General features: G+C 67.1%; 24 protein-coding genes and 1 pseudogene. 4 read left to right on the forward strand and 21 right to left on the reverse strand.

The window, feature by feature from the left end; translation table 11 throughout:
* Positions 1 to 3: 3 nt before the first annotated feature.
* Complete coding sequence (locus ASF08_RS16685; protein ID WP_056147365.1) at positions 4 to 1,104, reverse strand: hypothetical protein; 1,101 nt, start codon at positions 1,102 to 1,104, stop codon at positions 4 to 6.
* A gap of 242 nt (positions 1,105 to 1,346) precedes the next feature.
* On the opposite strand from ASF08_RS16685, the gene ASF08_RS16690 reads away from it, so the two are divergent.
* Positions 1,347 to 2,579: an MFS transporter gene (locus ASF08_RS16690; RefSeq protein ID WP_056147893.1), complete on the forward strand. Its 1,233-nt coding sequence runs from the start codon at positions 1,347 to 1,349 to the stop codon at positions 2,577 to 2,579.
* Positions 2,580 to 2,989: 410 nt separating this feature from the next.
* Positions 2,990 to 3,793: a nucleotidyltransferase family protein gene (locus ASF08_RS16695; protein WP_082473263.1), complete on the forward strand. Its 804-nt coding sequence runs from the start codon at positions 2,990 to 2,992 to the stop codon at positions 3,791 to 3,793.
* 3 nt (positions 3,794 to 3,796) lie between these two features.
* On the opposite strand, the gene tolB is transcribed toward ASF08_RS16695, so the two are convergent.
* From tolB to ruvB, 8 genes and pseudogenes are all read right to left on the reverse strand, one after another.
* Positions 3,797 to 5,128, reverse strand: a complete 1,332-nt coding sequence (gene tolB, locus ASF08_RS16700) for a Tol-Pal system beta propeller repeat protein TolB (protein WP_056147372.1) — start codon at positions 5,126 to 5,128, stop codon at positions 3,797 to 3,799.
* A 217-nt stretch (positions 5,129 to 5,345) separates the two neighbouring features.
* The gene (gene tolA, locus ASF08_RS16705; protein ID WP_018041986.1) at positions 5,346 to 6,755 is read right to left on the reverse strand and encodes a cell envelope integrity protein TolA; all 1,410 of its coding nucleotides are present in this window, start codon (positions 6,753 to 6,755) and stop codon (positions 5,346 to 5,348) included.
* 15 nt (positions 6,756 to 6,770) lie between these two features.
* Positions 6,771 to 7,214, reverse strand: coding sequence for an ExbD/TolR family protein (locus ASF08_RS16710; protein ID WP_026175616.1), 444 nt, complete (start codon positions 7,212 to 7,214; stop codon positions 6,771 to 6,773).
* A 32-nt stretch (positions 7,215 to 7,246) separates the two neighbouring features.
* Positions 7,247 to 7,963, reverse strand: coding sequence for a protein TolQ (gene tolQ / locus ASF08_RS16715; protein WP_018041984.1), 717 nt, complete (start codon positions 7,961 to 7,963; stop codon positions 7,247 to 7,249).
* A gap of 249 nt (positions 7,964 to 8,212) precedes the next feature.
* The gene (ybgC, locus tag ASF08_RS16720; protein ID WP_018041983.1) at positions 8,213 to 8,626 is read right to left on the reverse strand and encodes a tol-pal system-associated acyl-CoA thioesterase; all 414 of its coding nucleotides are present in this window, start codon (positions 8,624 to 8,626) and stop codon (positions 8,213 to 8,215) included.
* A pseudogene (locus ASF08_RS16725) lies at positions 8,623 to 9,598 on the reverse strand (metallophosphoesterase). Before ASF08_RS16725 ends, ybgC begins: the two are co-directional and overlap by 4 nt.
* Complete coding sequence (locus tag ASF08_RS16730; protein ID WP_056147378.1) at positions 9,595 to 10,539, reverse strand: metallophosphoesterase; 945 nt, start codon at positions 10,537 to 10,539, stop codon at positions 9,595 to 9,597. Before ASF08_RS16730 ends, ASF08_RS16725 begins: the two are co-directional and overlap by 4 nt.
* Positions 10,540 to 10,722: 183 nt before the next feature.
* A complete protein-coding gene (gene ruvB / locus ASF08_RS16735) occupies positions 10,723 to 11,811 on the reverse strand; it encodes a Holliday junction branch migration DNA helicase RuvB (protein ID WP_187273365.1) in 1,089 nt (362 codons plus the stop codon).
* 43 nt (positions 11,812 to 11,854) lie between these two features.
* Here ruvB and ASF08_RS16740 point away from each other — a divergent pair, with 43 nt between their 5' ends.
* A complete protein-coding gene (locus ASF08_RS16740) occupies positions 11,855 to 12,526 on the forward strand; it encodes a Uma2 family endonuclease (RefSeq protein WP_338011752.1) in 672 nt (223 codons plus the stop codon).
* Between the two features lie 30 nt (positions 12,527 to 12,556).
* Here ASF08_RS16740 and bfr read toward each other — a convergent pair whose 3' ends face one another.
* The 4 genes from bfr to ruvA form a co-directional block, all read right to left on the reverse strand.
* A complete protein-coding gene (gene bfr / locus ASF08_RS16745) occupies positions 12,557 to 13,054 on the reverse strand; it encodes a bacterioferritin (protein ID WP_018041978.1) in 498 nt (165 codons plus the stop codon).
* A gap of 62 nt (positions 13,055 to 13,116) precedes the next feature.
* Positions 13,117 to 13,398, reverse strand: a complete 282-nt coding sequence (locus tag ASF08_RS25890; protein WP_082473248.1) for a (2Fe-2S)-binding protein — start codon at positions 13,396 to 13,398, stop codon at positions 13,117 to 13,119.
* 208 nt (positions 13,399 to 13,606) lie between these two features.
* Complete coding sequence (locus tag ASF08_RS16750; RefSeq protein ID WP_244474565.1) at positions 13,607 to 14,596, reverse strand: hypothetical protein; 990 nt, start codon at positions 14,594 to 14,596, stop codon at positions 13,607 to 13,609.
* Positions 14,597 to 14,711: 115 nt separating this feature from the next.
* Positions 14,712 to 15,329 (reverse strand): Holliday junction branch migration protein RuvA, encoded by a 618-nt coding sequence (gene ruvA / locus ASF08_RS16755; RefSeq protein WP_018041976.1) that lies wholly within the window; start codon positions 15,327 to 15,329, stop codon positions 14,712 to 14,714.
* 83 nt (positions 15,330 to 15,412) lie between these two features.
* Here ruvA and ASF08_RS16760 point away from each other — a divergent pair, with 83 nt between their 5' ends.
* Positions 15,413 to 16,042: a YceI family protein gene (locus ASF08_RS16760; protein ID WP_056147387.1), complete on the forward strand. Its 630-nt coding sequence runs from the start codon at positions 15,413 to 15,415 to the stop codon at positions 16,040 to 16,042.
* Between the two features lie 79 nt (positions 16,043 to 16,121).
* Here ASF08_RS16760 and ruvC read toward each other — a convergent pair whose 3' ends face one another.
* From ruvC to ASF08_RS16800, 8 genes are all read right to left on the reverse strand, one after another.
* A complete protein-coding gene (ruvC, locus tag ASF08_RS16765) occupies positions 16,122 to 16,685 on the reverse strand; it encodes a crossover junction endodeoxyribonuclease RuvC (RefSeq protein WP_018041974.1) in 564 nt (187 codons plus the stop codon).
* A 231-nt stretch (positions 16,686 to 16,916) separates the two neighbouring features.
* Positions 16,917 to 17,288 carry a response regulator gene (locus tag ASF08_RS16770; protein ID WP_056147390.1) on the reverse strand — a complete coding sequence of 124 codons (372 nt, stop codon included), beginning with the start codon at positions 17,286 to 17,288 and terminating at the stop codon, positions 16,917 to 16,919.
* Positions 17,281 to 20,133: a PAS domain-containing protein gene (locus ASF08_RS16775; protein WP_210166704.1), complete on the reverse strand. Its 2,853-nt coding sequence runs from the start codon at positions 20,131 to 20,133 to the stop codon at positions 17,281 to 17,283. The genes ASF08_RS16770 and ASF08_RS16775 overlap by 8 nt, the downstream gene beginning before the upstream one ends.
* A 597-nt stretch (positions 20,134 to 20,730) precedes the next feature.
* The gene (locus tag ASF08_RS16780) at positions 20,731 to 21,477 is read right to left on the reverse strand and encodes a YebC/PmpR family DNA-binding transcriptional regulator (RefSeq protein WP_018041971.1); all 747 of its coding nucleotides are present in this window, start codon (positions 21,475 to 21,477) and stop codon (positions 20,731 to 20,733) included.
* A 276-nt stretch (positions 21,478 to 21,753) separates the two neighbouring features.
* On the reverse strand, positions 21,754 to 22,500 hold the full coding sequence (locus tag ASF08_RS16785; protein ID WP_056147407.1) for an HAD-IA family hydrolase: 747 nt from the start codon (positions 22,498 to 22,500) through the stop codon (positions 21,754 to 21,756).
* Complete coding sequence (rpe, locus tag ASF08_RS16790) at positions 22,494 to 23,180, reverse strand: ribulose-phosphate 3-epimerase (RefSeq protein WP_056147408.1); 687 nt, start codon at positions 23,178 to 23,180, stop codon at positions 22,494 to 22,496. The genes ASF08_RS16785 and rpe overlap by 7 nt, the downstream gene beginning before the upstream one ends.
* 61 nt (positions 23,181 to 23,241) lie before the next feature.
* Positions 23,242 to 24,102 carry a phosphoribulokinase gene (locus ASF08_RS16795; RefSeq protein ID WP_018041968.1) on the reverse strand — a complete coding sequence of 287 codons (861 nt, stop codon included), beginning with the start codon at positions 24,100 to 24,102 and terminating at the stop codon, positions 23,242 to 23,244.
* A gap of 34 nt (positions 24,103 to 24,136) precedes the next feature.
* The gene (locus tag ASF08_RS16800; protein WP_056147412.1) at positions 24,137 to 25,198 is read right to left on the reverse strand and encodes a class 1 fructose-bisphosphatase; all 1,062 of its coding nucleotides are present in this window, start codon (positions 25,196 to 25,198) and stop codon (positions 24,137 to 24,139) included.
* Between the last annotated feature and the right edge of the window lie 144 nt (positions 25,199 to 25,342).

Genomic DNA, 25,342 nt, shown 5'->3' on the forward strand with positions numbered 1-25,342 from the left:
CCGTTACGAGAAATCCTCGGTGACGATCCGGGCCCAGGTCTCGCCGGCGATCCCGCCGAGAAACACGTTGCCGCCGCGAAGTGTCGCCGCCACCTCCGGATCGCGCGTCCAGGCGATCGTTCCCATGACGTGGTGATAGAAGAGCCCCTTCTGGCGGAAGAGCCCCTTCATCAGGTCGGGTGAGGTCGCCCCGCGCACGGCCACGGCCCCGAATTCAGCAGCGTCGGCGAACATCCGGCCGACGACGAGTTCCTCACGGTTGGGCAGGGCCAATAGCTGGAGCGCATAGGCGACGCCGTCCCGGCGGGCGTAGAGGAGATACAACCCGATCCGGCGGGAGGTCCGGTCCACCACCTCGCGGATCTGGAGGGGGCCATACTTGGTCTGGAGACCGGCCTGTTCGACGAACCAGCCGAGTTCGGTCGGGTCCGGCTTGAGATCGTAGTGAGCGAGGAAGGGACGGGCGGCCTCCGCGAAATCGGCGGCGGCGATGGGACGCGAGACGATACCGTCGGGGCGTGGGAAGCCGGAGGGCAGGAATCGCCGGATTACGCTATCCGCCGCACGGGCCATCGGAACGATCCAACGCGCGAGCCGGGGCAGACGCTTGCCGAGGAAATACGCCGCCGTCCCCGCGGGCCGGTGGATCTTCACCCATTCGAGGCTCTGCGCCGGCAGGATCACGAAGCGGGTGGCACGGGCGATATCGAGGGACGTGCGGTTGGCGGTGTCGGTGAAGAGGAGGTCGAAATCGCGGGCGGTGACGCCCCGGATGAGGCTGACGCCGATGCCGGGGTTGTTGTCGGGATCGGCGGCCATGTAGGCGCTGAGGATGCCGGCGCGCAGGGTCCGCTCCCCGACGACCATGGTCATGGCGATGACGCCCATGAAGCCATCCAATACCCCGTTCCGGTCCAGGTGGACGATGGAGCCGGTGCCTTCGGTATAACCAGGAGGATCGAAATACGTCGCCTCCAGGCAGGCGGCGAGCTTGGCAGCCCGATAGCTCCTGCCCAGGCGGAATGTCTGCGAGAACAACTGGCAGACCTGCGGAATGTCGCTCCTCTGGAACGCACGGATCGAGCCGCGTGAAGACGAAGCCACGATATTTTGAACGTCAGCAGGAAGCTGAGCTTGGCCTTCCGGGTTCAGCCCAAGGCTAGTTTGGTTCATGCTGGCACAACCCGATGACGCTCCGTCCCGACCAGCAATTATTCGGCCGATAGATTAGCAATTCGACAAGGCAGCACTTCGCATGCGGCGTAGCCGCGGCATCACTGTCGCACCCTCGGCCTTGTCGAGACGATGCGGTGCGGCTCTCCCTTCACGCCCTTGGCCCATCCCTCATGACAGAACCCGCCGCGCCCCGCTGGTCGGTCTTCCGCAACGGCGATTTCCGTCTTTACGGCGCCGCGCGGTTCCTCACCGGCCTTGCCTACCAGATGCAGGCCGTGGCGGTGGGATGGTTCGTCTACGACCTGACCCGCTCGGCTCTCGCCCTCGGCCTCGTGGGGCTCGCGAGCTTCCTTCCGGCAATGCTCTCCGCCCTGATCACCGGGCACGTGGCCGATACCTACGACCGGCGTCTGGTGACGGCGATCGCCTATGCGACCCTGGCCGCGGCCGATCTCGGTCTCGTCGCCATCGCCTTGTCCGGCGCCGGTTCGATCTGGCCCATCTATGCCCTCGTCGTCGTCATCGGCACGTCGCGCGCCTTCGCCAACCCAGCGCTCCAGGCGCTTCTTCCGACCCTGGTGCCGCGCCCCCTGTTCGGATCGGCCATCGCGTGGAACGCCTCGCTCTGGCAGAGCGCATCGATCCTCGGCCCGGCCGCCGGCGGATTTCTCTATATGCTGGGGCCCGCCGCCGTGTTCGGGGCAGCGGCGGCGAGCTTCGCCCTGGCGAGCGCCCTCGTGGTCGCGATCCGCTTCCGCCCCGCTGCCGTGACGGAGCGCCCGCCCGTCACCTGGGCCACCCTCTCGGCCGGCCTGTCCTACATTCGGTCGCAGCCGGTGGTGCTCGGCGCCATCAGCCTCGATCTCGTGGCCGTGCTGTTGGGCGGCGCCACCGCCCTGTTGCCGATCTTCGCCGCCGAGATCCTCCATGTCGGCCCCCTCGGGCTCGGCGCCCTGCGAAGCATGCCCGCGGCAGGCGCAGTGGTCACCGCCATTCTCCTCGCCTATCGCCCCCTCGAACGCCATGCCGGCCAGCGGATGCTGCAGGCAGTGGCGGTCTTCGGCCTCGCCATCACGGCGTTCGGCCTGTCCACCTCGCTGCCGCTCTCGATGGCCTGCCTGTTCGTCACGGGGGCGGCCGACATGATCAGCGTCTACGTGCGCCAAACCTTCGTACAGGGCGAGACGCCCGATGCCATGCGCGGACGGGTCTCGGCGGTGAACACGGTGTTCATCGGCGCCTCCAACGAACTCGGCGAGTTCGAATCCGGCACGCTCGCCGCCCTCGTGGGCGCGGTGCCGGCCGTGGTGGCGGGCGGGCTCGCGACGATCCTCGTGGCAGTGCTGTGGGGCCGCCTGTTCCCGGCCCTCAAGGGGCGGGACCGGCTGCTGCCGGCGGAGTGATGAAAGACACGATGCAACGGAGCGTGAGCGATGATTCCATGCCGGACGAATGTTCGTCGCGGAATGAATAAACGCAGTCGGACCAATGGCTTCTCCAGCGCCATCGGCGCATTATCCCTCCGAAGACCGAAATCGGACGCTTGAGGGATAATCTCATGTTTTTCAGAGATTTAAGCGGGGATCAGGCACGACAGACTATCGATGTCGAACAGGTCTTCTCCGGATACGCGATGACGCAGGGAGAGTTGGACCGGCGGTTCTCAGGCTCGATGTCGTGGAAAACGGTGGGCGGACGGGACTATCTCTACCGCAAGCGACGCGACGCATGGAAATCCCTGGGGCCGCGCGGAGCGGAGACGGAGGCGATCGCCCTTCAGTTTCATGATGGCCGCACGAGACTGCAGGAGAGGATGGCCGGTCTTGCCGCACGTCTCGACGCCATGGCCCCGGTCAATCGAGCCCTCAACCTCGGGCGTCTGCCCCTTATCGCAGCGCGCATCCTGCGTGCCTTGGGCAGGGCGAACCTGATCGGCTCAGGTATCGAGGTGGTGGGGACGAATGCCCTGTTCGCCTATGAGCGCTTTGCCGGCGTCCAGATCGCCGGAGCACATCTCGCAACGGCCGATGTCGACCTGCTGTTCGACGCACGCCGCTCCCTCCGGTTGATGGCCCCGGAGGTGTCACTCACGGGCGTGGCAGGGCTCCTGCGCAGGGTCGACCATTCCTTCGAAGTCATGGGACAGGGCGGTTTCCGCGCCATCAACCGCGACGGCTACATGGTCGACCTGATCACGCCGGCACCGAAAGACCTCATGGGCAAGCGGGGACGGAGCCGGATCGGCGCGGAGGCGACGGACCTGGAAGCCGTCGAGATCGAGGGGCTGGCCTGGCTCGTCAACAGCCCCAAAGCGACAGCCACGGTCATCGATGCCCGCGGATATCCGCTCACGATGATCGTCCCAGACCCGCGCGCCTTCGCTCTGCACAAGCTCTGGCTCGCTGGACGCCAGGACCGTGATCCACTTAAGCGCGAACGCGACCGGGCTCAGGCCCACCTCGTCGCGTCCCTCGTGACGAACCGCCTACCGCATCTGCGCTTCGACGATCCGGCTCTGGCCGCGCTGCCGCGCGCCCTGCGCAAACAGTCGGCTTTTCTGACCGAGGCAGGACGGGATACGGGTTCCGGTCCGTCTCGCCTCGAGCCCGATTGGTAGCCCCTACTTCCCAGCCAATAGCGGCGACCAGGTCGGGTCGGAGGCGTAGGACGGCGTCGGGACGGGCTGTTCCACCTTGCCGGTGATATCGACCATGTAGAGCTTGCCGCCGCCCTGGCCGCCGGGATCGCGGAAGAACAGCACGTACTGGCCGTTGGGCGCGAAGGTCGGCCCTTCGTTGTGGAAGCCTTCCGTGAGCACGCGCTCGCCCGAACCGTCGGGCTTCATCACGCAGATGGCGAAGCCGCCCTTGCGCTGCCGGGTGAAGGCGATGAGGTCGCCCTTCGGCGACCAGGCCGGCTGCGAGGCCGAGCCCTCGCCGAAAGAGATTCGGGTCGGGTTCGAGCCGTCGGCTCCCATCACATAGATCTGCTGCGAGCCGCCGCGATCGGATTCGAACACGATCTTGCCGCCGTCGGGAGAATAGGTCGGCGAGGTATCGATGGCGTTGCCGTTGGTGATCGGCGTCTGCGCCTTCGAGCCGAGATCCATCTTGACGATGTCGGCGTTGCCGCCCTGCTGCACGCTCATGACGAGGTGGTGACCGTCCGGCGCGAAGCGCGGGCTGGTGCTCATGGAATCCATCCGGCCGATGGCCTGACGCGCGCCGGTCTCCAGGTTGATCACTTGGACACGCGGCTGCTGGCCGGTGGCCTGGGTCATGAATGCGATGTCCTGAGTCGAGGGCGAGTAGCGCGGTGCCACCACGGCGGATTCGCCGTTGGTCAGCGCACGGACATTGGCGCCGTCCTGGTCCATCACCATCAGGCGCTTGCGGCGATTCTCCTTCGATCCCGATTCGTCGACGAAGGCGATGCGGCTGTCGAACCAGCCGCCGAGACCGGTGATCTTGGTATAGACAACATCGGAGATGAGGTGCCCGGTGCGGCGCGCGTTGGCGACGTCCGCGCCATACTGCTGACCGGTGAGCTGCTGGCCGGAGGTGACGTCCCAGAGCCGGAACTCGACCTTGAGCTTGCCCGAAGGATCACGCCCGACCCGGCCGGTGATGAGGGCCTGGGCGCCGGCGGCACGCCACTTGTCGAAGCCCGGCACCGCATCGAAGCCGGGATTCTCAGGGAACTTCCCCTTCTCCAGGGGCACGAAATAGCCGGACCGGCGCAGATTGTTGGTCACCACGCTCGACACCAGCAGGCCGAGGCTCGGATCGCCGGAGAAATCGGCCACGGCGATGGGCATCGGCTGGAACGAGCCGCCGCCGATCCGCAGGTTCAGCTGCGCCTGTGCGGGCACGGCGAAGGCGAGCACGAAGGCCAGCACCGCGAGGAGCGACGCCAGGGGCGAGGCGAGCCGCCGGTGAAGAATGTCGGTCATGAAGAGATTCCGAAAACCTTGAACAGGGATTCTGGGAGCGTCGGTTCTTCCTATCCTCGACCTCATCCTGAGGTGTCCGCGTCAGCGGGCCTCGAAGGAGGCTTCCAGCCGGCACGAGGGCCCTGGAAGCCTCCTTCGAGGCCTTCGCTCACGCTTCGGCACCTCAGGATGAGGGAGAGGGATTGGACGAATCCGAAGGAAGGATCACCGACCTGTATCACACCCGCGAGAACTCGAATTCCGCGTTGATCGCCTTCCAGTCGTCATAGTACGGCGCGAACTGGGGCGGGATCTTGTAGGGCGCACAGCGCTTCACCGCACGGAGCGCGGCCTCGGCGAGGGAACGATCCACGGCGTTGGCGCCGCCGCGCATGATCCGCGGCTCGGTGCTCAGCGAACCGTTGGCCGAGAGGCGGATATCGAGCATCGGCAGCACCACGCCCTGCGACGCGCCGGGGGGCGCCGAGTAGCAGCGCTCGATCTGCTGGGTCAGCATCCCGATCAGCGAATCGCGCATGGAGGGCGAGAGGCGCTGCGAGGTACCGCTGGCGGCTCCCAGCGAGGCCGTGCGCTGGACCTCGTGGCCAGTCGCGCCAGTGGATTGCGAGGGTGCCCGCGAGGCGAGCAGCTGCTTGATGTCACCGGAACTGAACTTGTCGGCGAGCTCGGCCTGCTTCTTCGCCTTGGCCTCGGCATCGGCCTTGGCGCGCGCATCCGCCATGGCTTTCGCCTTGGCCTTCGCGGCGGCATCGGCCCTGGCCTTCGCCTCAGCCTGGGCCTTGGCATCCGCAGCGGCTTTGGCTTCAGCGACGGCCTGCTGACGTTCGGCCTCGGCCTTCGCCTTCGCTTCGGCCTTGGCTTCCGCCTCGGCTTCGGCCTTCTCCGCCTTGGCGAGCGCTTCGGCCTTGGCCTTCGCATCGGCACGCGCTTTCGCCTCGGCCAGAGCTTTGGCTTCGGCCTGGGCCTTGGCTTCCGCCAGGGCCTTGGCCTTCTCGGCCTTGGCGGCCTCCGCCTTGGCGATGGCCTCGGCCTCCTGGCGCTCGATGAGCTCGGCGAGTTTCTCGCGCTTCTCGGCCTCGACCTTGGCGGCCTTCACCGCCTCGGCCTTTGCTTCGGCCTTGGCCGCCTCAGCCTTGGCGGCGGCCTTGGCCTCTGCCTTGGCCTCCGCCGCAGCCTTGGCTTCCGCCGCTTTGGCGGCCTCGGCTTTGGCAGCCTCCTTGGCGAGCTTCGCCGCTTCGGCCTTGGCGGCAGCCTCCGCCGCTTCCTTCTCGGATTCGTGGTCGGGCATGCGCAGGGGCATCTCCTCGGCGCTGGCGACCTTCATGTCGGCCGGGCGTTTCGGGGGCGCGGGCGCATCGACCTTCGCGTTCTCGGGCTCGCGCTCCTCGACCTTCTCCGCGACCTTGTCGGCGCGCGGCTTGGCGTCGGGCATCGGCTTGTCGGCGTTCTTCTCGCCCTTGGTCAGTTCCGAGAATTGCTGCTCGGTCATCACCTCCACCGGCACGCCTTCCTGGGCGTCGGGCAGGGCGGGAGCGGCGACGGACATCAGCGCCACGGTGAGCACGGCGACATGCACGCCGCTCGACACCCAGACGCCCGGTTCCCGGAATTTGGAGGGAAGCTTCACGATCCGCCGCGCCCGTTACTTCTGGTCCGGCTCGGTGACGAGGGCGACCTTCTTGAAGCCGCCTCCGGTCACGATCGCCATCACCTGGGCCACGCGGCCGTAATCCACCCGCTTGTCGCCGCGCACGAAGACGCGCTCCTCGAAGCCGGACTTGGAGGTCTCCACGAGCTTCGGCACGATGGTGTCGTCGGTGAGCTCGGCCTCGCCGAGGAAGACCTGGCCGGTCTGGCGGATAGACAGGGTCACCGGCGTCGAATCGGAGTTGAGCGGGCTCGCCTTGGATTGCGGCAGGTCGAGGGGCACGCCCACCGTCATCATCGGCGCGGCCACCATGAACACGATCAGCAGCACGAGCACGACGTCGATGAACGGCGTCATGTTGATCTCGTTGATGGCACCGCCGCGCCGCGCGCGACGCCGCCTGCTGCCACCCTGCGCCGCTCCGTGGGCCATGCCCATGATCGTGCCTCGATGCTTCTAAGAATGCGGGATCAGGCGGCGAGCGACAGGCGCTCGTCGATCTGACGCGAGAGGATGGCGGAGAACTCGTCGGCGAAGCCCTCGAGCCGCGACTGGGCCTTCGACACGTTCGACTGCAGCTTGTTGTAGGCGAGCACCGCGGGGATGGCCGCGAACAGACCGATGGCGGTGGCGAACAGGGCCTCGGCGATGCCGGGTGCGACCACGGCCAGGGAGGTGTTCTTCGACGCCGCGATGGCGGTGAAGGATGTCATGATGCCCCAGACCGTGCCGAACAGGCCGACATAGGGGCCGGCCGAACCGATGGAGGCGAGGAACAGCAGGCGCGACTCGAGGCGCTCGACCTCGCGCTGGATCGTCACGTCGAGCACTTTGTCGATGCGCTGGGACAGGCTCTGGATCTGCCGGCCGGAGCCCTCGAACGATCGCTTCCATTCGCGCATGGCGGCCACGAACAGGGCGCCGAGATTGGTGGCGGGCCGGTCGTTGAACGAGCGGTAGAGCTCCTCCAGGGAGCGGCCGGACCAGAACGCCTCCTCGAACGCATCCATCTCGGTCTTGGTGCGGCGGAACAGCAGGGTCTTGTCGACGATGATGGCCCAGCACCAGACGGAGCAGCCGAGCAGGCCCACCATCACCAGCTTCACCACGAAATGAGCGTGCCAGAACAGGTTGAACAAGCTCATGTCCGGCGGCGGCAGCGCCTGCATGGCATCGGCGGGATTCATGCGTTCGTCCTCGTCCCGGGTCGACCGGGAGGTCGACTCCCGCGCTCCACCTGACCCGGGCGGTATGTTCCCCAGATCGCTGGTGAATCTGTCGAAAGTATGGGGTGCATCGCAAAATGCACGCCGCACCTTCCTCGGCCGTCAAGGTTAATGAACTATGAGGAAGTGTCGGATTCTCTCCTGCCGGACGTCTCACTGTCCTCGACGCATCGCTTTGCCGACCGAAAGCCGGGCCGGCCCCGCCGGGGCCTAAAGCGACGGAGTCGCGAAACGCTGCGCCATGGCCCGGCGGAGGCTGTCCGGAAGACGAACCGCGCGGCCATCGCGCACCGCCGCCACGGTGACCTCGGCCTTGAGCAGGACCTCGTCGCCGCGCCGCACTTCTTGGATCATCGGCATCGAAGCGCCGCGCAGTTCGACGACGGTGGTCATGATGGCGAGCATGTCGTCCATCCGCGCCGGCTTCAGGAAGTCCAGCACCATGCGCCGCACCACGAAGATCAACCCGGCATCGCGCGCGAGGTCGACCTGCTCCATGGCGAGGGCGCGAAGCAGCTCGGTGCGGCCGCGCTCCATGTAGCGCAAATAATTGGCGTGATAGACAAAACCTGAGAAATCGGTGTCTTCGTAATAGACGCGGATATCGATGCGATGAGAGGTCATGCGATGGCTTCCGAGGATAGGTCGACCACGACGATCTCGGGGGGAACGCCGAAGCGAACCGGCGCGATACTGTTGCCGAGGCCGCCGGAGACGACGAGATCCGCCTGCTCGCGGACATGGCCGTAGGCGTAACGGTTGGCGTAACGCGACGGAACCACGGGAGAGTAACCGAACAGCCGCACCTGGCCGCCATGGGTATGGCCGGACAGGGTCAGCGCCACATGGGCCGGAACCTGCAGAAAGATGTCCGGCTCGTGCGCCAGCAGGACCGTCGGCGCGCCCTGCGGCACGGCGGCGAGCGTCTTGTCGAGATCGTCGACCCCGATGCGGGCATGGCCGTGACGCTTGGCGCCCGGCAGCAGGGCGAGTTGGTCGCCGAGTCCCGCGAGCCAGAACCCGCGCCCGTCCTTTTCCAACCGGATCGCCTCGTTCTCGAGGACGCGGATGCCGACCCGCGTCAGGGCCTCCCCGGCGATGGTCGGCCCCGCCCCGCGCGCCTGCGCTGAACGGTCCTCCCACCAATCGTGGATTTCCGAGAATGGCACAAGTGCCCAGCGGCGCCCTGAGCCGGCCGAGTTCGGGCGCCCATTCGGCGGCCTCGACATAGCGTGTGACGAAGTTCTGCGCGGTGACGTAGTCGCCTAGGAGCACCGTCAGGTCGCCGCCGAGCGCATTGGCGGTCTCGACGATGCCGGCGATGCGGGCGGCGCTCATCCACGGCTCGCACGCATGGATGTCGGCCAGCGCCACGATGCGGAGCTTCAGCCCGGCGGGCCAGTGGCCCTTCGGCGTGATGGCGTAGCGCGTCACCGACAGGCGCATGGGCTCGATGCCGACGCCGTAGGCGGCCGTCGCACCTCCTGCCAGGGCCATGCCGCCGAGGCCGGCGAGAACCGTCCGGCGCGTGATCCTCACTGCTTGTGTCTTGGAGGGCAGAGCCTCCTCGCCGATCCGATCGTCAACCGGGTTCATGCCATGGGCTCCGAGGATAGGTCGACCACCACGATCTCTGGCGGAACCCCGAAGCGCACCGGCAGGCCGCTCATGCCTATGCCACCGGAAACCACGAGGTCGGTCTGCTCGCGCACATCGCCATAGGCGTAGCGCCGCCCATACCGGGAGGGGACGACGGGGGCGTAGCCAAGGAGCCGGACCTGTCCGCCATGGGTATGGCCCGAAAGGGTCAGCGCCACATGGGCGGGCACCTGCGGGAAGATGTCCGGCTCGTGGGCGAGAAGGATGGAGGGCGCGCCGGCGGGGATCGCCGCGAGGGTGGCCGGCAGGTCGTCGCTGCCCTTCCGGGGGAGACCGAAGCGCCACCATGTGCGCTCGAAGCTCAGTTGATCTCCGAGCCCGGCGAGCCAGACCTCGTGTCCCCTCACCCGCAGAGGCAGGGCCTCGTTCTCGAGGACGCGGATGCCGGCGCGGGTCAGGGCCTCCCCGGCGAAGGTCGGGCCGTGCCCGCGCTCGCAGGCGGCGCGATCGGCCCACCAATCGTGATTGCCGAGGATGGCGTAGGTGCCCAGCGGCGCCTTCAACGCCCCGAGGACGGGTGCCCAATCGGCGGAGTCCACGATGCCGGCGAGCCGGTCCATGCCATTCACGTAGTCGCCGAGCAGCACGATCACGTCGCCGCCGAGGCCGTTGGCCGCCTCGACGATCCGCCGGATGTGCTGAGGCGTCATGAAGGGATCGCAGGCATGGATGTCGGAGACGGCAACGATCCGCAGGGTCAGGCCGGCCGGCCACGGCGCCATCGGGGTGATCCGGTAGCGCGTGATGGCGAGACGCATCGGCTCGATACCGATTCCGTAGGCGGCCGTACCGCTGCCCGCGAGCGCCACGGCGCCGAGGCCGAGCACGACGGTGCGGCGGGTGATCCGGACCGGGGAGGATGCGGGGTCGGAGCTCATGGGGTGGAGGTCGCCTTTCGGCCGGGTCTATCGCAGAGGACTTGCTGTTCGGACCGACGTTAGCCCTCCTCTCCCCGCGAGCGGGGAGAGGAGATGTGCACACATCGTCTCACTTCAAACACGCTGCCCGTCCGTCATCGCACTGTCTTTGCAGGGAGCAGAACGCAGACGCCACGGGTTGCCTCAGCCATCGGGATCCGCCGACCCGAACAGCCCGAACTGCGAGGCCGGATCGCGCCGGGGCACGGCAAAACCCATATGCTTGTAGGCATGCGGGGTCAGCATGCGCCCGCGCGGGGTGCGCTGGACGAAGCCTTTCTGGATCAGGAATGGCTCGATGATGTCCTCGATGGCGTCGCGCGGCTCGGAGAGCGCCGCCGCGATGGTCTCGATCCCCACCGGGCCGCCGCCGAAGGAGGTGGCGATCATCGTCAGGTATTTCCGGTCCATCACGTCGAGACCGGCCGGGTCCACGTCGAGGAGCTGGAGCGCGCGGTCGGCGATGGCGCGCGTGACGGTGGGAGCATCGGCCACGATGGCGAAGTCGCGCACCCGGCGCAGGAGGCGCCCGGCGATGCGGGGCGTGCCCCGCGCCCGTTTGGCGATCTCGTTCGCGCCCTCCGCCGACATGCCGATGCCGAGCACCCGCGCGCCGCGGGAGACGATGAGCTCGAGCTCGTCGACATCGTAGAATTCGAGGCGGATCGGGATGCCGAACCGGTCGCGAAGCGGCGTGGTGAGCAGGCCGGCGCGGGTGGTGGCGCCCACCAGCGTGAATTTCGGCAGCTCGATCTTCACCGAGCGCGCCGCCGGCCCCTCGCCGATGATGAGGTCGAGTTGGTAATCCTCCATGGCCGGATAGAGGATTTCCTCCACTGCCGGGTTGAGGCGGTGGATCTCGTCGATGAAGAGCACGTCGCGCTCTTCCAAGTTGGTGAGCTGCGCCGCGAGGTCGCCGGCCTTGGCGATGACCGGGCCGGAGGTGGAGCGGAAGTTCACCCCGAGTTCGCGGGCCACGATCTGCGCCAGGGTGGTCTTGCCGAGGCCGGGAGGCCCCACGAACAGGACGTGGTCGAGGGCCGAGCCGGTCTTCTTCGCGGATTCGATGAAGATCTGCATGTTCGCGCGCGCCGCGCGCTGCCCGATGAATTCGGGAAGGCTGAGCGGACGGATCGACTGCTCCACGTCGTCCGGCCGCCGCTCCGGCGTCAGGAGCGATTCCGGCAGCGGATGAAGGGTGGGCGATTTCGGCGATCTGGGGAGCTTGCTCACACGGGCTCTCGGTCGGGGTCCGGCACAGGGCCTGCTCCGGTGGATGGGCGTTTCGCCCGATGTCGCACAACGCCGCCCGGCACGCTACACTGCGCCATCGGCGGCACGCGACCGCCGCAGGGGGTTCGCGATGAGTGACACCTCACAGCAATTCGAGATGATGGCCCTCGACGATTTCGAGGAGCTGCTGGCCGACAAGCCGCGTAACGAGCGCTGGGAGCTGATCGGCGGCCGCGTCGTGCGGATGATGGTCGGAGCCCGCTGGGAGCATGGGCGCATCGTCCAAAACATCGCGACCGGACTTGAGAATGGATTTCGCGCCCGAGGATCTTCCTGTCAGACGTTCACCGAGACGTTCTACATGAAGAGCAAACCGCTCGATGCGGCGATGTTGCCGGATGTCCTCGTCGTCTGCGGCGACCTCGAACCGGGAACGACCTCGGTGGACAACCCGACCATCCTGTTCGAAGTACTGTCTCCGGGGACGGAAGCCCGAGACCGCTTCGAGAAGTGGCACGTCTATCAGCAGCTCGGATCCCTTCAGCACTACGTGCTGGTGGCGCGCGACAGACCGCATATCGAAGTCTTCGACCGGGTCGACGGCGTTTGGAGCGGGCTCCGTATCATCGAGGGGCTTGATGCAAATCTCGATCTCGCGGCAATCCAGGCTGTGTTGCCCCTGCGCGACATCTACTATCGGGTGATCGCCCGCTGAGCGCCGGCCGGGCCGGCGCTCAGCTTGGGATCAATCCTTTTCGGGAGCGATCGCTTCCAGGCCGCCGATATGCTTCTGGGCGTAGAGCGCCAGGCCGATCTGAGCGATCAGGGTCTGCTGGGTCTCGAGGAAATCGATATGGCCCTCCTCGTCGGCGGCCAGCTCCTCGAACAGGATCTTCGACACGCGGTCGTTGATCGAATCGCAGTACTGCGCGGCTTCGAGATAGAGCGCGCGGGCCTCGGTCTCGGCCGCGAGATCGGAGGCAATGATCTCTTCGATATTCTGACCGATCCGCAGCGGATCGAGCTCCTGCAGGTTCGGAAACCCGTCGAGGAACAGGATCCGGTCGATGAACCGGTCGGCATGGTTCATCTCTTCGATGGATTCCTTACGCCAGAACTTGGCGAGGTCGATGTAGCCCCAGTCGTTCAGCATGCGGAAGTGGAGCCAGTACTGGCTCACGGCCGTCAGTTCGCTGCGCAGACCTCTGTTGAGGTACTCGACGACCTTCGCATCACCCTTCATAAAACTCACTCCCGTCCGGCTATTTCAAGCTCGAAGGGGAGCGTGGGGCCTCGCACAGGCCCTCAGGCGGCGATCCCCTCCCCCGCAGTTTGGAATTGAACCAAACTACAGCTGCTTGCGCAACCCGTTCCGCACGCATGGCCGGCCTCCGCCACTGCGTCTTGCAGAGCACCCTGCAGAGCCGCCTGCATGATCGAACGGATGGTCCGGGCGCAGCGGCCGCATTTCGGGCTGCAGCCGAGGCAGGCATGGACCTGCGCCGGGGTTCTCGGGCAATCGGGCCCGTCCTTCAGGCAAGCGCGAACGGCACCGTCGGACAACACGTTACAGGAACAGACGATCATGGGAGCTCGCTGAACGAAACAGGAAGCGTCGATCGCGGACGAGACAATTGCGTCATCGGCAAATTCCCCTCCCCGATCATTGGCTTACGCGCCTCTTTAGAACTTTTAAAATCTACTGCTATCTCAACAACTTAACCGCCGTGGGACGAATGCGCAAGGCGCGCGGACGCGTCCTGTGGCCAGAAGGCTCGATCGTGGCGAGGCGGGATCAGAAGACGTGGAACGCGATACCGGCGAGGAAGCTCTTCTCTTCCGTGCCCTTCAGGGTCGCCGTTTCAAGGTTCCCGAACTTGTTCAGCCAGTACTGGAAACCGATGAACACATCGACGCGGTCGGGCCGGTCGTAGACGAGCTTGCCGAGGTCGAGCACGAGGTTGGTGCGGGAGACGAATTCGAGCCCCGTCTCGCGGTTGAAGGCGAAGATCGACGGATTGCGGACACCGCGCCCCTTGGGCAGGACGATGTTGTTGATGCCCGTGACGCTGAGCGGCAGACCGGTGAAGGCCAGGGGAAAGTTGTAGGCGATCTCGATCTCGGGGACGGTGTCGTAGCTGATGTCCCGGTTCGGATAGGGGTTGAAGCCGTTGCGGTTCCACTCCTTGTAGGCGTGGACCGAGGCGCTGAGGAAACCAGCCGGCACGTCGAAGGCGAAGTTCAGGCCGCCGACGACGTTGCGCTTGCGCGGGCCGAAGGCGGTGTCCTTCGTGTTGGCGTCGAACCCGTAGGAGAGGGAGACGTCCTTGACGAGGCCGGGCACTATGAACGCCTTTGTCCCGGTGAGGGCATTGAGGCTGAGGGTGCCGCGGTAGAGGCCGTAGAACTCCGTCGCGCCGTCATCGCGCAGGAAGAGCCCGCCCGGGGCGTTGGTCGTGCCAGCGCGTTCCTGCGAGCCGGATTTCAGGATGTCCAGGGAGAGGAGATTGGTGCCGTAGGCCCAGGCATTCGCATGCGAGAGGGTGAAGATCTGCTTGGGGATACCCCGCGAGCGGAACGACCCGTCCGCGTTCCGCACCCGCACGCCCGGCTCGGCGGCAGGGAACTGGTAATGATAGCTCACCTGGGTATCGGAAAAGAGGAAGAAGGGTGAAGGTGCATCCGGAGCGGGGGACGGTGCGCCCGCAGGATCGGCCGCCAGAGCCGGTGCCAGCGCCGCGCACGAGACCAGCGCGGCCGCCAGCGATGTCCAGAAGCCCGTCATGTTCACCCCGGCAGAGCGGTTCCGCCCAGTCGGGGCTCGGATCAGTAGCCGGTTTCACGGATCGTCGGAAGGACGAAAGCCGATCCTCCCGGCGAAGGATGCGGGCGCGCCGCGCTCAGCGGGCGAGTTCGCGGAGCCCGAGGCGGATCAGCGTCTTGGCCTCCGCCCCCTCCCCGGCGCCCTTCATCGCGGCGGCGATGGCGGCGGAGGCCTGGACCGGGGCGTAGCCGAGATTGACCAGGGCTGAGATCGCATCGGCGGCGGGTTGCGGCGCGGTGCGGTCCTCCACCGCGCCGGACAGGGCGAGCACGGCGGGGTCGATGGGCGCGAAGGCCGGCGCCTTGTCCTTCAGTTCCGCGGTGAGGCGGGCAGCCAGGCGCGGGCCGACACCCGGCGCGCGGGCGATGGAGGTCTTGTCCCCCATGGCGATGGCGGTGGCGAGGGCCTCCGGCTCCAGCACCGAGAGCAGGCCGAGGGCCACCTTCGAGCCCACCCCCTGTACGGTCTGGAGCAGGCGGAACCACTCGCGCTCCGCATCCGACCGGAAGCCGTAGAGCCGGATCATGTCCTCGCGGACATGGGTCTCGATGGCCAGCGAGGCCGCCTCGCCCGCTTCCGGCATCCGCTGCAGGGTGCGGGCGGAGCAATGCACCACGTAGCCGACGCCCTGCACGTCGAGGATCACGAAATCCTCGCCGTAGGAATCCACCACGCCCTTCAACTTGCCGATCATGCGTCATCCCGTCATCACGGACGGGTCTTTACCAGGGACAGGCCCGCCTGTCCGACACGCCACCGAGAGAAAGTGACCGCCCGATGCGCACCCCCCTCGCCGCCCTCCTCATGGTGATGGCCGCCGCCCACGCCCATGCTCAGACACCGGCCCAGAACCCGGCCCAGGATGCCGCCCCCACCACGGACCCCACCCAGGTCCGGGCCGGCAGCTACGTGCTCGACGCGGCCCACGGCAAGATCACCTGGTCGGTGAGCCACCTCGGCTACTCGACCTATTACGGCCAGATCACCGACGTGTCGGGACAAGCCGACCTCGACCCCAAGGATCCAGGCAAGAACCGGCTCACCGTGACCATCGGCATGGGAAGCATCAACGCCCTGAACGAAACGCTCAACCGCCATCTCCAGGGGCCGGACTTCTTCGACACCCAGAAGTTTCCCACCGCCACCTTCACCGCCACCCTGGTGGAGCCCACGAGCCCAACTACGGCCCGCGTCGCCGGCAGCCTCACCCTCAAGGGCGTGACGAAGCCCGTTGCGTTCGACGCCACCTTCAACCGGGCCGGCCTCAACCCCATCGACAAGCGCTATACCGTGGGCTTCGACGGCTGGGCCGTGATCAAGCGCTCGGATTTCGGCGTCAACGCCTTCCTGCCCGCGATCGGCGACGACGTGTCCCTGCGGCTCGAGGGCGAATTCAAGGCGCAGTGAGCGGTCGCCTCCCCGCGCGGGGAGGCTTTTCAGGCAGTGCGGCCCCCGCCTCTTCCCGCAAGGTGGGAGAGGAGAATGCTCACCCCTTCGCCAGGGCCGCCGCGATCCGCGCGGCGGCAAGCCCGCTCACCCCGGCGACGGGGGCGTGGAGCTTCTTCAGGGCATGCGCCCCGCGATGGTTGGCATGGGTGACGGCGATGGCCAGGGCATCCGCCGCGTCCGCGGTCTTGAACTCGGCCTTGGGCATCAGGAACTTCACCATCGCCTGGATCTGCACCTTCTCGGCGTGCCCGGAGCCGCAGACGGTCTTCTTGACCAGGTTGGCGGCGTATTCGGAAACCGGCAACCCGGCCAGGGCCGGCACCAGCAGGGCGATGGCGCGGGCATGCCCGAGCTTCAGGGTGGCCTGCGCATCCTTGTTGACGAAGGTCTCCTCCACGGCGACCTCGTCGGGCGAAAACCCCGACACCACGCGGGTGATGCCCTCGTGCAATTCCCGCAGGCGCAGGGCGAGCGGCAGATCCCCGTCCGAGGTCACCACGCCGCAATCGACGTAAGTCAGCTTCGCCCCGACGACGGAGATCAGCCCCCAGCCGGTACGGCGCAGGCCGGGATCGATGCCGAGGATGCGGATGGGGGTCATGGGGGCCTGTATCGCGGTGACTGCCTATGGCGCGCCATCATAGGCCAGACGGCCGGCCGCGGATGCCCCCTCCCTCGCCGACCGAGGCCTTCCGGCCGCCGAAATGCTCCACGGCAACACTGGCTTCCAAGCCCCGACCTTCGGCATATGTCGCGGCGGTACCCAGCGTCAGGCCCTGACCACTGAGGAGGTTTTTGCCGCAGAACCGGGGGCCGCTTCTGCGAAACCTGCTCAGGATCTGAAAAGGTCCTCCAGCGCTCTCAGCACCGTCGCGACCTCGACCGGCTTCTCCAGGCGGCGAATGTGAGCGTAGGCGTCCGGGACGTCGGCCTGGTCGTATCCCGTAGTAAACACGAACGGCACGGCGCGTGCGATCAAGGCGTTCGCGAGCGGGTAGACGTTCTCGCCGCCGAGATTCACGTCCAGGCATGCGCCGTCCGGCGCGGCGCCTCGTTCCAGCATGCGCAATCCGCCCTCCACGGAGGCGACCGGACCGAGCATCTCGGCTCCTACGTCCTGCAGCGCGCTGCTCAGCTCGTCCGCGAGAAAATACTCATCCTCCGCGACGAGGATGCGTCGTGCTTGGAGCGTGTCCTCAGGCATCGGCCATCTTCCCGGACATCATGCGTCCCGATACGGGCAGCGCAATGGTGCAGTGAACCCCATCGGATTCCATCACGTAGGTTGTCCTGGCACCGAGCTGGTAGGGCAAGGCCCGCTCGATCAGCTCGCGGCCCGCCCCATTCCGTTGCGAGCCCGTCTGCAACGGCATGACGACGCCACGCTCGCGCCAGTCCACGTGCAGCCACGGCCTCTGCTCCGGTTCGGCATGCTCCAAGTGCCAGTTGATCTCGAGGCGCGCTTGCGGTTGCGCGAGGGCACCGTACTTGACCGCGTTGGTCGCGAGTTCGTGCACGGCCAGCGCGAAGGTCTGCAACGTCGACGAGCGCAGAGCGACGCCGGATGGCCCCTTCAAAACGATCCTCGCGCCCTCCCCGTCGATGGCGGCGACCTCGCTGCGGATCAACTCGTCGAAGGTGATGCGCGCCCCCTCGGCGAGGCGGGAGAGAAGGCCCTGCACCCGGGACAGGGCGGCCAGACGAACGATGTAGCGTGCCTTGAAGTCCGCCAGATCCGCGCTGTTCCGCAAGGTCTTTTCAGCCGTGGCGCGCACGATACTCATGAGGTTGCGGGTGCGATGCTGCAGTTCGGCGACGAGCACGCTCATATGCTCGGCCCTCTCCTTCTCCTCGGTGATGTCCCTCCCGACGCCGCCGATCCAACGCACCGTTCCGGACGCGTCACGCATCGGGAAGGCGGTATCGCGCAGCCAGCGGATCTCATCGTTGGTCGGCCGCCGGATGCGGTACTCGAAGCTGACCCTCTCTCCCATCGTGACACGCTGAAGATTGGCGACCGCACGCTCGCGGTCCTCCGGCACGATGAGATCGGCCCATCCCACCATGTTGTCGCCGAAGAGGGCCGCCGTTCGGTCCAGGCCGTAGATCGTCTCGAAGGCGGGTGTGAGATACATCCACTGGAACGTCGCGGCGTCGCGCATCCAGAGCACGTCGGAAGAGGCCTCGCCGAACTGGCTGAGGCGCGCCTCGCTCTCGCGCAGAGCCGCTTCGGTACGCTTGCGTTCGGTGATGTCGGAGAACAGAAGCGCCACGGTGCGCGCATTCGGATCGCCGATGCGATAGGCATAGACCGACCACCACCGGTCGAGCTGCTCGGACCCGGCCTCGAACCGCGCGGGTACTCCCGTCAGGGCGACCCGACCGTAGGCGTCGATCCAGAACTGGTCCAGGCCGGGCGTGATGTCACGCATCCACCGACCAGCCGCATCCCTGATGCCGGTCTGCGCCTCGAAGGCGGGGCTGACTTCCTCGAACCGATAGTCGGCCGGGTTGCCCTCGCCGTCGAACGCCACCCTGATGGTGCAAAAACCCTGGTCGAGGGCATTATAGAGACCGAGATAACGCTCCTCGCTCTCGCGTAACGCCGCCTCCGCCGTTTTCCGTGCCGTCACGTCGCTGGCGGCTCCGAACCACTCGACGATCTCGCCGTTGCCGGCCAGGATCGGAACGGCGCGCGAGTGCGTCCAGCCGACGCTGCCGTCGGTCCGTCGAACACGATGCTCCAGTTCGAAGACCTGCTTGCCACGGATCGCTCCGTCGATGGCAGCGTCGATGGTGGGGCGATCCTCCGGCAGGATGGTGCCGTTCACCCAGCCCTGGCCCAGGCTTCCCTCGTCCGCGAGGAACCCCGGTCCGTCGAGCCGACGCATCTCCGACCAGTCCGGGCTCATCCGATAGATCACGTCCGAACTCGCCGTGACGAAGGCACGGAATCGCTCTTCGCTCTCCTGAAGCGCCACCTCGGCACGGGCACGCTCGATCGCCGACCGCATCCGCTCGCCGACGCTGCGGATGAGGAACCGCTCGGCCTCGGTCCATGAACGAGGGATCGCGTGTTGGGCGCAGAGGATGCTCGTCCGCTGACCGTCCCCGAGCAGAACGACATCGGCGAAAGAAGCGATGCCTCGTGACTGGAGTTCGGCTTTCGCGGCAGCGCCGAAACGTGCGTCCGTCTCGACGTCACACACCGCCACGACTTCGCCGACACGGTAGGCCGCGAGAAACTCCGGGTCGAAAGCGTCCAAGGAATACTCGCCGACGATGGAAGAGACACCGCGGCCATGCTCGCGCTGGATCGTCAAGCGACCCTCGCTGATCTCACCGTAGCAAGCGCGGCTGATATTGAGGTGATCGCCGAGTTGCCGGGCCGCAGCCTCCGCGATCTCGGCCGGTGCCTTGAGCGGCCGGAGAATGTCGCTCAGGCGGAGCAGGAACGCATGGTGCTCCTCGCTCTCCCGCAACGCCTTCGTGCGGTCGGTGACGCGCCGCTCCAGATCTTCCCTCGCAGCCTGCGCCTCATCGAGGGCCCCGGTCATGACGTAGGCGGCGGAGGCAAAGCGCGTCAGGCGCGTGAGCAGCCTGAGATCCTCACCATCGAAAGCACGCTCCCCGTCATGGGCACTGACCCACAGGGTACCGACAGGCTCGTCGCGGGCAGGGAAAGGGATCAGTAGAACCTCGTGGATGAAAGGTTCGGCGGCGGCGGCGGGGACGTGGGTGTGCGGACGCGAGAACAGCAGGGGGGTGTTACGGGTCACCACGATGCCGCATGGATTCGCTTCGTATGGCATGATGCCGCCGAGACGCGCCGCCCATAGCCCGGCGACAGCATCCCATCGGAAAGCGCTCACTCCGTTGTGGGATCTCAGGATGCTGATGCCGGCCGATCCGGCGATCCCCCTCTCGACGATCAGGTCGACGAGGCGCTGCAGGATGCTGCCGGGACTGACGGTCAGTTCCAGCGCCAGTTCGGAGAGGACATGGGCTTCCGCCTCGAAGTCGGGAGGGCGGGTGGGACGTCCTGCCAACGCTTCGGTGATCGGGACCTCGTTCAAGTCCAGAAGAACGTCGGGCAAAACCGCCGGTGTCTTCTCTTTACGGTGCTCGACGGTCATTCGCGCCTGACGCTATTGGATGACGCGACGCATGCAACGTCGGCCCGCATCACCGGACTTCATTTACGACCCGGGCGGAGACACGAGCGCAGTATCGTCGCATGGATCGGGGGATGGATGCGGATGTCGTCGTTCCATACCCGTCCGATCGAAGACGAACCAAACCACGTTCGCCTGCCGCCGGACGTCCCGTTCCGGTCCGCGATTTCCCCGCAGCGGTCGGGCGACACGCCACCATGACAGTCCTTCCGGCCGATCCCAGACCTCCGCCCGGTCCGACGATCACGGTCGAGCCGGCCTGACGAGGAGAGGCGGCGAGGCGATGCCTCACGTCGGTGCCGTCGTGCGCGGAGACGAGGGCGTGTGCATCCCCTCGCCCCGCACGCGGGGAGGGTGAATTCCCTCCTCGGTTCGAGGGCGAGGCCATGGACGATCGCTCTTCCCCGACCCAATTCGGATCGATCCGTCTCTGGCAATCCTCAGATCGAGGGGAAGGGTAACGGTGGCCCTTCAGCCTTCGAGCTTGGCCACCAGCGCGTCGGAGAGGGCGAAGTTGACGTAGACGTTCTGGACGTCGTCCTGGTCCTCGATGACCTCCACGAGGCGGATCAGCTTCTCGCCGGTCTCGTCGTCGACCTCGATGGTGTTCTGCGCCTTCCAGACCAAGGCCGTGCGGCGCGGTTCGCCGAACCGGGCCTCCAGCGCCTTCGAGACCTCGCCGTAGGAATCCTGGGCGCAGGTGATCTCGTGGCCGTCCTCGGAGGAGCGCACGTCGTCGGCACCGGCCTCGATGGCGGCTTCCAGCATGGTGTCGGCATCGGCGACCGACGCGTCGAACTCCACCACGCCGACATGGTCGAACATGAAGGAGACGGCCCCCGTCTCGGCGAGGCTGCCGCCGGACTTGGTGAAGGCCGAGCGTACGTCGGAGGCGGTGCGGTTGCGGTTGTCGGTCTGCGCCTCGACGATGAGGGCGGCGCCGCCCGGGCCGTAGCCCTCGTAGCGGATCTCGTCGTAGCTCTCCGCGTCGGCGCCCGAGGCCTTCTTGATGGCGCGCTCGATATTGTCCTTGGGCACGTTCTCGGCCCGGGCCGCGATGATGGCGGCGCGCAGGCGCGCGTTCATCGCCGGGTCGGGCATGCCGAGCTTGGCCGCCACCGTGATCTCTCGGGCGAGCTTGCCAAAGATCTTGGAGCGGACCGCGTCGACGCGGCCCTTGCGGTGCATGATGTTCTTGAACTGGGAATGGCCGGCCATGGCGTGACCTTGGATCGATACGGAGGTGGAACGGAGGGGCACGCATGCGTCGCCGCAGCGGCATTTGGCCGGGTTATAGGCCGGGTCCGCCCACGGAGGCAACGCGAGCGCGCCCGCCGCGTTGGCGGGACAGGGCTTTTCCGACCCCGGCGGATACGAACATGGCGACATCCCCCCGAGACGACGGGGCCGGGCGACCCTGGTGGCGCCTCGCCCTCACCGCCGGCCTCGGTCTTCTCGCCGGGGCGACGCTGTTCCCCCGGCCGGCGAAGGGGGTCAGCCCGCCCGCCCGTGCCAGGCCGCCAGCCCCGCGAGGGTGACGACGCCCCCTGCCCATGGGATTCCCGAGAGGTGGGTATGGGGCATCCCCGGCTCACCGAGATCCGACACCGCCGAGAAAGCGCCTTCCAGGCTGTGTCCGCCGGTGTAGCGGCTTCGCGTGGCCACCACGGGCAATCCCGCATCCAGCGCCGAGCGGATGCCGGCCACCGAATCCTCGAAGGCGATGGCCTCCCCCGGCGCCACGCCGAGGCGCGTCAGGGCCAGGACGAACACGTCCGGATGCGGTTTCTTGCGCTCAGCCTCGTCGCCGCAGGCAACCACGTCGAAGGGGCTGCCCTCGGGAAAGTTGACGGCGAGGAGCGCGTCCACGTTGGGGCGGCTCGTGGTGCTCGCCACCGCGAGGAGCAGGCCTGCGCGCTTGGCTTCCCCCACGAGCCGCGCGATGCCGGGGCGCAGTTCGAGGGCTCCTTTCGTGACGAGGTCGCCGTAGATCCCGGTCTTGCGGTCGTGGATCTCGCTCATCTGGGCGCGGCGTTCGGCATCCGGCTCGCCGTGCTCGGTGGCCACGTAATGGGCGAGCCGCTCCTTGCCGCCCATGACGGTGAGGAGGTCGGCATAGAGCTCCGGCGACCAGTGCCAGTCGAGCCCCAGTTCCGAGAACGCGCGGTTGAAAGCCTGACGGTGCAGGTCCTCCGTCTCGGCCAGCGTCCCGTCGACGTCGAAGATCAGCGCCTTCAACATGCGACGGTGCCGCCGGCGCCCGCCCGGATCGCAGCGATGCGCTCGGCATATCCGGCCGGCCCGCCCTTGAACACGGCGCTGCCAGCCACGAACGCGTTGGCTCCGGCGGCTGCGGCGAGGCCGACATTCTCCGCGGTGATGCCGCCATCCACCTCGATGTCGATGGCACTGCCGGCGGTCATGGCCTTGATCCGGGCGATGGTCTCCAGGGTCGAGGGGATGAAGCTCTGGCCGCCGAAGCCGGGATTCACCGTCATCACCAGGACGAGATCGACCATGTCGATCAGGGGCTCGATGGCGCTCGCAGGGGTGCCCGGATTCAGCGCGATGCCGACGCGCTTGCCGAGGGTTCGGATGGTCTGAAGCGAGCGGTGGATATGCGGTCCGGCCTCCACATGGACCGAGATCGCATCCGCGCCCGACTCGGCGAAGGCCGCGAGATACGGGTCGGCGGGGGCGATCATCAGGTGGACGTCGAACACCTTGGCGCTGTGCGGCCGGAGCGCCTTCACCACGTCGGGGCCGAACGTGATGTTGGGCACGAAATGCCCGTCCATCACGTCGAGATGGATCCAGTCCGCCCCGGCCTCGGAGACCGCACGGACCTCCTGGCCGAGAGCCGCGAAATCCGCCGCGAGGATGGAGGGAGAGATGATGGGGCCGGCCGTGCGGGTCGTCATACGGTCTATCTCGTTCACTCTGTCGGTCCGGCAAGTGCCGTCGCGCGGACGTCGGGTCGTCTCAGGCGAGCCGGCGCTTGCGCTCCACGAGCTGCATGATGATCGGGGTCAGGATGAGCTGCATCGCGATGTCGAGCTTGCCGCCCGGAATCACGATGGAATTGGCACGGCTCATGAAGGAGCCCTGGATCATCGAGATCAGGTAGGAAAAGTCGATGCCCTTCGGGTCCTTGAAGCGGATCACCACCATCGATTCGTCGGCGGTGGGAATCCAGCGGGCGATGAAGGGGTTGGAGGTGTCCACCGTGGGCACGCGCTGGAAGTTGATGTCCGTCCAGGTGAATTGCGGGCAGATCGTCTGGACGTAATCCGGCATGCGCCGCAGGATCACGTCGGTGACGGCCTCGGTGGAATAGCCGCGGAACGAGCGGTCCCGGTGCAGCTTCTGGATCCATTCGAGGTTGATCACCGGCACGACGCCGATCTTGAGGTCGGCGTAGCGGGCCATGTCGACATTGTCGTCGACGACGCAGCCGTGAAGGCCTTCATAGAACAGCAGGTCGGAGCCCGGCGGAAAATCCTCCCAGGGCGTGAAGGTGCCCGGCTCGGCGCCGTAGGCCTGCGCATCGGCGACGTCGTGGACGTAGTGGCGCGTGCGCCCGCCGCCGGATTCGCCGTAGCTGCGAAACACCTCCTCCAATTCCAGGAGCAGGTTGGCGCGGGGCGCGAAGTGGCTGAGGGTCGGCTCCTCGGCCATGGCCTTGCGCATGGCGTTGCGATCGAGGGCGTGGAACGCGTCCCCCTCGATGTAGACCGCGCTCACGTCCTCGCGGCGAAAGATCTGCTCGAACGTGTTGCGCACGGAGGTCGTGCCGGCGCCCGACGATCCGGTGACCGAGATGATGGGATGACGCGCCGACATGTACGATACCCGACCGGTTCCAGCCTGTCCCCGGTCAGCTGCGCATCAGCCCGCGCTGGCCGAACAGGGGCGAGCGGCCGGCGGCGGCGTTGCGGCCACCGTAATACTTGGCGACGCAAGCCACGTCCTCGCTCGAACCGAACACCAGCGGCACGCGCTCGTGGATGCCGGTGGCGGAGATGTCGAGGATGCGGTTGGCACCGTCGGTGGCCGCGGCACCGGCCTGCTCCATCAGCATCGCGATGGGCGCGGCCTCGTAAAGGAGGCGCAGGCGGCCCTGCGCGTAGCCCTTCCGGTTGTCGCCGGGATAGAGGAATACGCCGCCACGGAGGAGGACCCGCTGCGCGTCGGCAACCAGGGAGCCGAGCCAGCGCATGTTGAAGTTCTTGTCCAGCGGTCCCTCGGAACCGGCCAGACAATCCTCGATATAGGCCTTCACCGGGGTGTCCCAATGCCGGGCGTTGGAGGCGTTGATGGCGTATTCCTTGGCGGCGGCCACCACCTCGATCCGCGGGCTGGTGAGGCGGAACACGCGCTCTGCCCGGTCCAGGGTGAAGATCTGCGTGCCGAAGCCGAGCGTCAGCACCAGGGAGGTCGCCGGGCCGTAGGTGACGAAGCCGGCGGCGAGCTGGGCGGTGCCGGGGCTCGTGAACGAGCCGAGGGGGTTCTCCGCCGTCGCGCCCACGGGCCGGATGCCGAAGATCGATCCCACCGCCATGTTCACGCCGATATTGGACGAGCCGTCCAGAGGATCGATGGCGACGGCGAGGGGAGCGCCTGCGTTGAGGAGCATGATGCCCTCGGCTTCCTCGGAAGCGACCTCCGCCACCGGTGCGCCGCGCAGGGCCTCGGTGAAGCGCTGGTGCGCCAGAACGTCGAGGGCCTTCTGCACGTCGCCGTCGCTGTTCTGCTCACCCTGCGCGGCGAGATCGCCGCCGCCCAGAGCGCCGCGGCCGATCACCTCGCTCACATCGACAGCGGCCTCGGCACAGGCTGCGATGACCGCCGCAACGTCGGCGAGTCCCTGATCGGCGGCGACCGCCTGGGCGAGGTACGCGTCGAGCCGCGACCCAATTTCCAGAGACCCCAACGACATCGGCTCACGTCCTCTTCCACAGACCCGCCGGAGACCATCCGGCCGCTCATCTTCCGTCTCGGTTCCGGGCCGTCGAAAGGCCGGAGCACCGCCCTTTGCACGATAGCGCCGGGTTCAACCAGAGCGCCAGACGGGCATTCCCCG

Source organism: Methylobacterium sp. Leaf85 (assembly GCF_001422125.1).
Lineage (GTDB): Bacteria > Pseudomonadota > Alphaproteobacteria > Rhizobiales > Beijerinckiaceae > Methylobacterium > Methylobacterium bullatum.

What these genes read in the sequence shown, in the direction of transcription:
- ASF08_RS16770 (WP_056147390.1), bottom strand. Translation starts at nt 17,288, where the DNA reads ATGCCTGAGGACACGCTCCAAGCACGACGCATCCTCGTCGCGGAGGAT.
- tolQ (WP_018041984.1), bottom strand. Translation starts at nt 7,963, where the DNA reads ATGAATCCCGCCGATGCCATGCAGGCGCTGCCGCCGCCGGACATGAGC.
- ASF08_RS16750 (WP_244474565.1), bottom strand. Translation starts at nt 14,596, where the DNA reads ATGACGGGCTTCTGGACATCGCTGGCGGCCGCGCTGGTCTCGTGCGCG.
- ruvA (WP_018041976.1), bottom strand. Translation starts at nt 15,329, where the DNA reads ATGATCGGCAAGTTGAAGGGCGTGGTGGATTCCTACGGCGAGGATTTC.
- ASF08_RS16795 (WP_018041968.1), bottom strand. Translation starts at nt 24,102, where the DNA reads ATGTCGGCGCGTCATCCCATCATCTCGGTCACCGGATCGTCGGGCGCC.
- ASF08_RS16785 (WP_056147407.1), bottom strand. Translation starts at nt 22,500, where the DNA reads ATGTTGAAGGCGCTGATCTTCGACGTCGACGGGACGCTGGCCGAGACG.
- tolB (WP_056147372.1), bottom strand. Translation starts at nt 5,128, where the DNA reads ATGACCGACATTCTTCACCGGCGGCTCGCCTCGCCCCTGGCGTCGCTC.
- ASF08_RS16690 (WP_056147893.1), top strand. Translation starts at nt 1,347, where the DNA reads ATGACAGAACCCGCCGCGCCCCGCTGGTCGGTCTTCCGCAACGGCGAT.
- rpe (WP_056147408.1), bottom strand. Translation starts at nt 23,180, where the DNA reads ATGACGACCCGCACGGCCGGCCCCATCATCTCTCCCTCCATCCTCGCG.
- ASF08_RS16800 (WP_056147412.1), bottom strand. Translation starts at nt 25,198, where the DNA reads ATGTCGTTGGGGTCTCTGGAAATTGGGTCGCGGCTCGACGCGTACCTC.
- ASF08_RS16740 (WP_338011752.1), top strand. Translation starts at nt 11,855, where the DNA reads ATGGGCGTTTCGCCCGATGTCGCACAACGCCGCCCGGCACGCTACACT.
- ASF08_RS16730 (WP_056147378.1), bottom strand. Translation starts at nt 10,539, where the DNA reads ATGAGCTCCGACCCCGCATCCTCCCCGGTCCGGATCACCCGCCGCACC.
- ASF08_RS16695 (WP_082473263.1), top strand. Translation starts at nt 2,990, where the DNA reads ATGGCCGGTCTTGCCGCACGTCTCGACGCCATGGCCCCGGTCAATCGA.
- ybgC (WP_018041983.1), bottom strand. Translation starts at nt 8,626, where the DNA reads ATGACCTCTCATCGCATCGATATCCGCGTCTATTACGAAGACACCGAT.
- ASF08_RS16780 (WP_018041971.1), bottom strand. Translation starts at nt 21,477, where the DNA reads ATGGCCGGCCATTCCCAGTTCAAGAACATCATGCACCGCAAGGGCCGC.
- ASF08_RS16760 (WP_056147387.1), top strand. Translation starts at nt 15,413, where the DNA reads ATGCGCACCCCCCTCGCCGCCCTCCTCATGGTGATGGCCGCCGCCCAC.
- bfr (WP_018041978.1), bottom strand. Translation starts at nt 13,054, where the DNA reads ATGAAGGGTGATGCGAAGGTCGTCGAGTACCTCAACAGAGGTCTGCGC.
- ASF08_RS25890 (WP_082473248.1), bottom strand. Translation starts at nt 13,398, where the DNA reads ATGATCGTCTGTTCCTGTAACGTGTTGTCCGACGGTGCCGTTCGCGCT.
- ruvC (WP_018041974.1), bottom strand. Translation starts at nt 16,685, where the DNA reads ATGACCCCCATCCGCATCCTCGGCATCGATCCCGGCCTGCGCCGTACC.
- ASF08_RS16710 (WP_026175616.1), bottom strand. Translation starts at nt 7,214, where the DNA reads ATGGGCATGGCCCACGGAGCGGCGCAGGGTGGCAGCAGGCGGCGTCGC.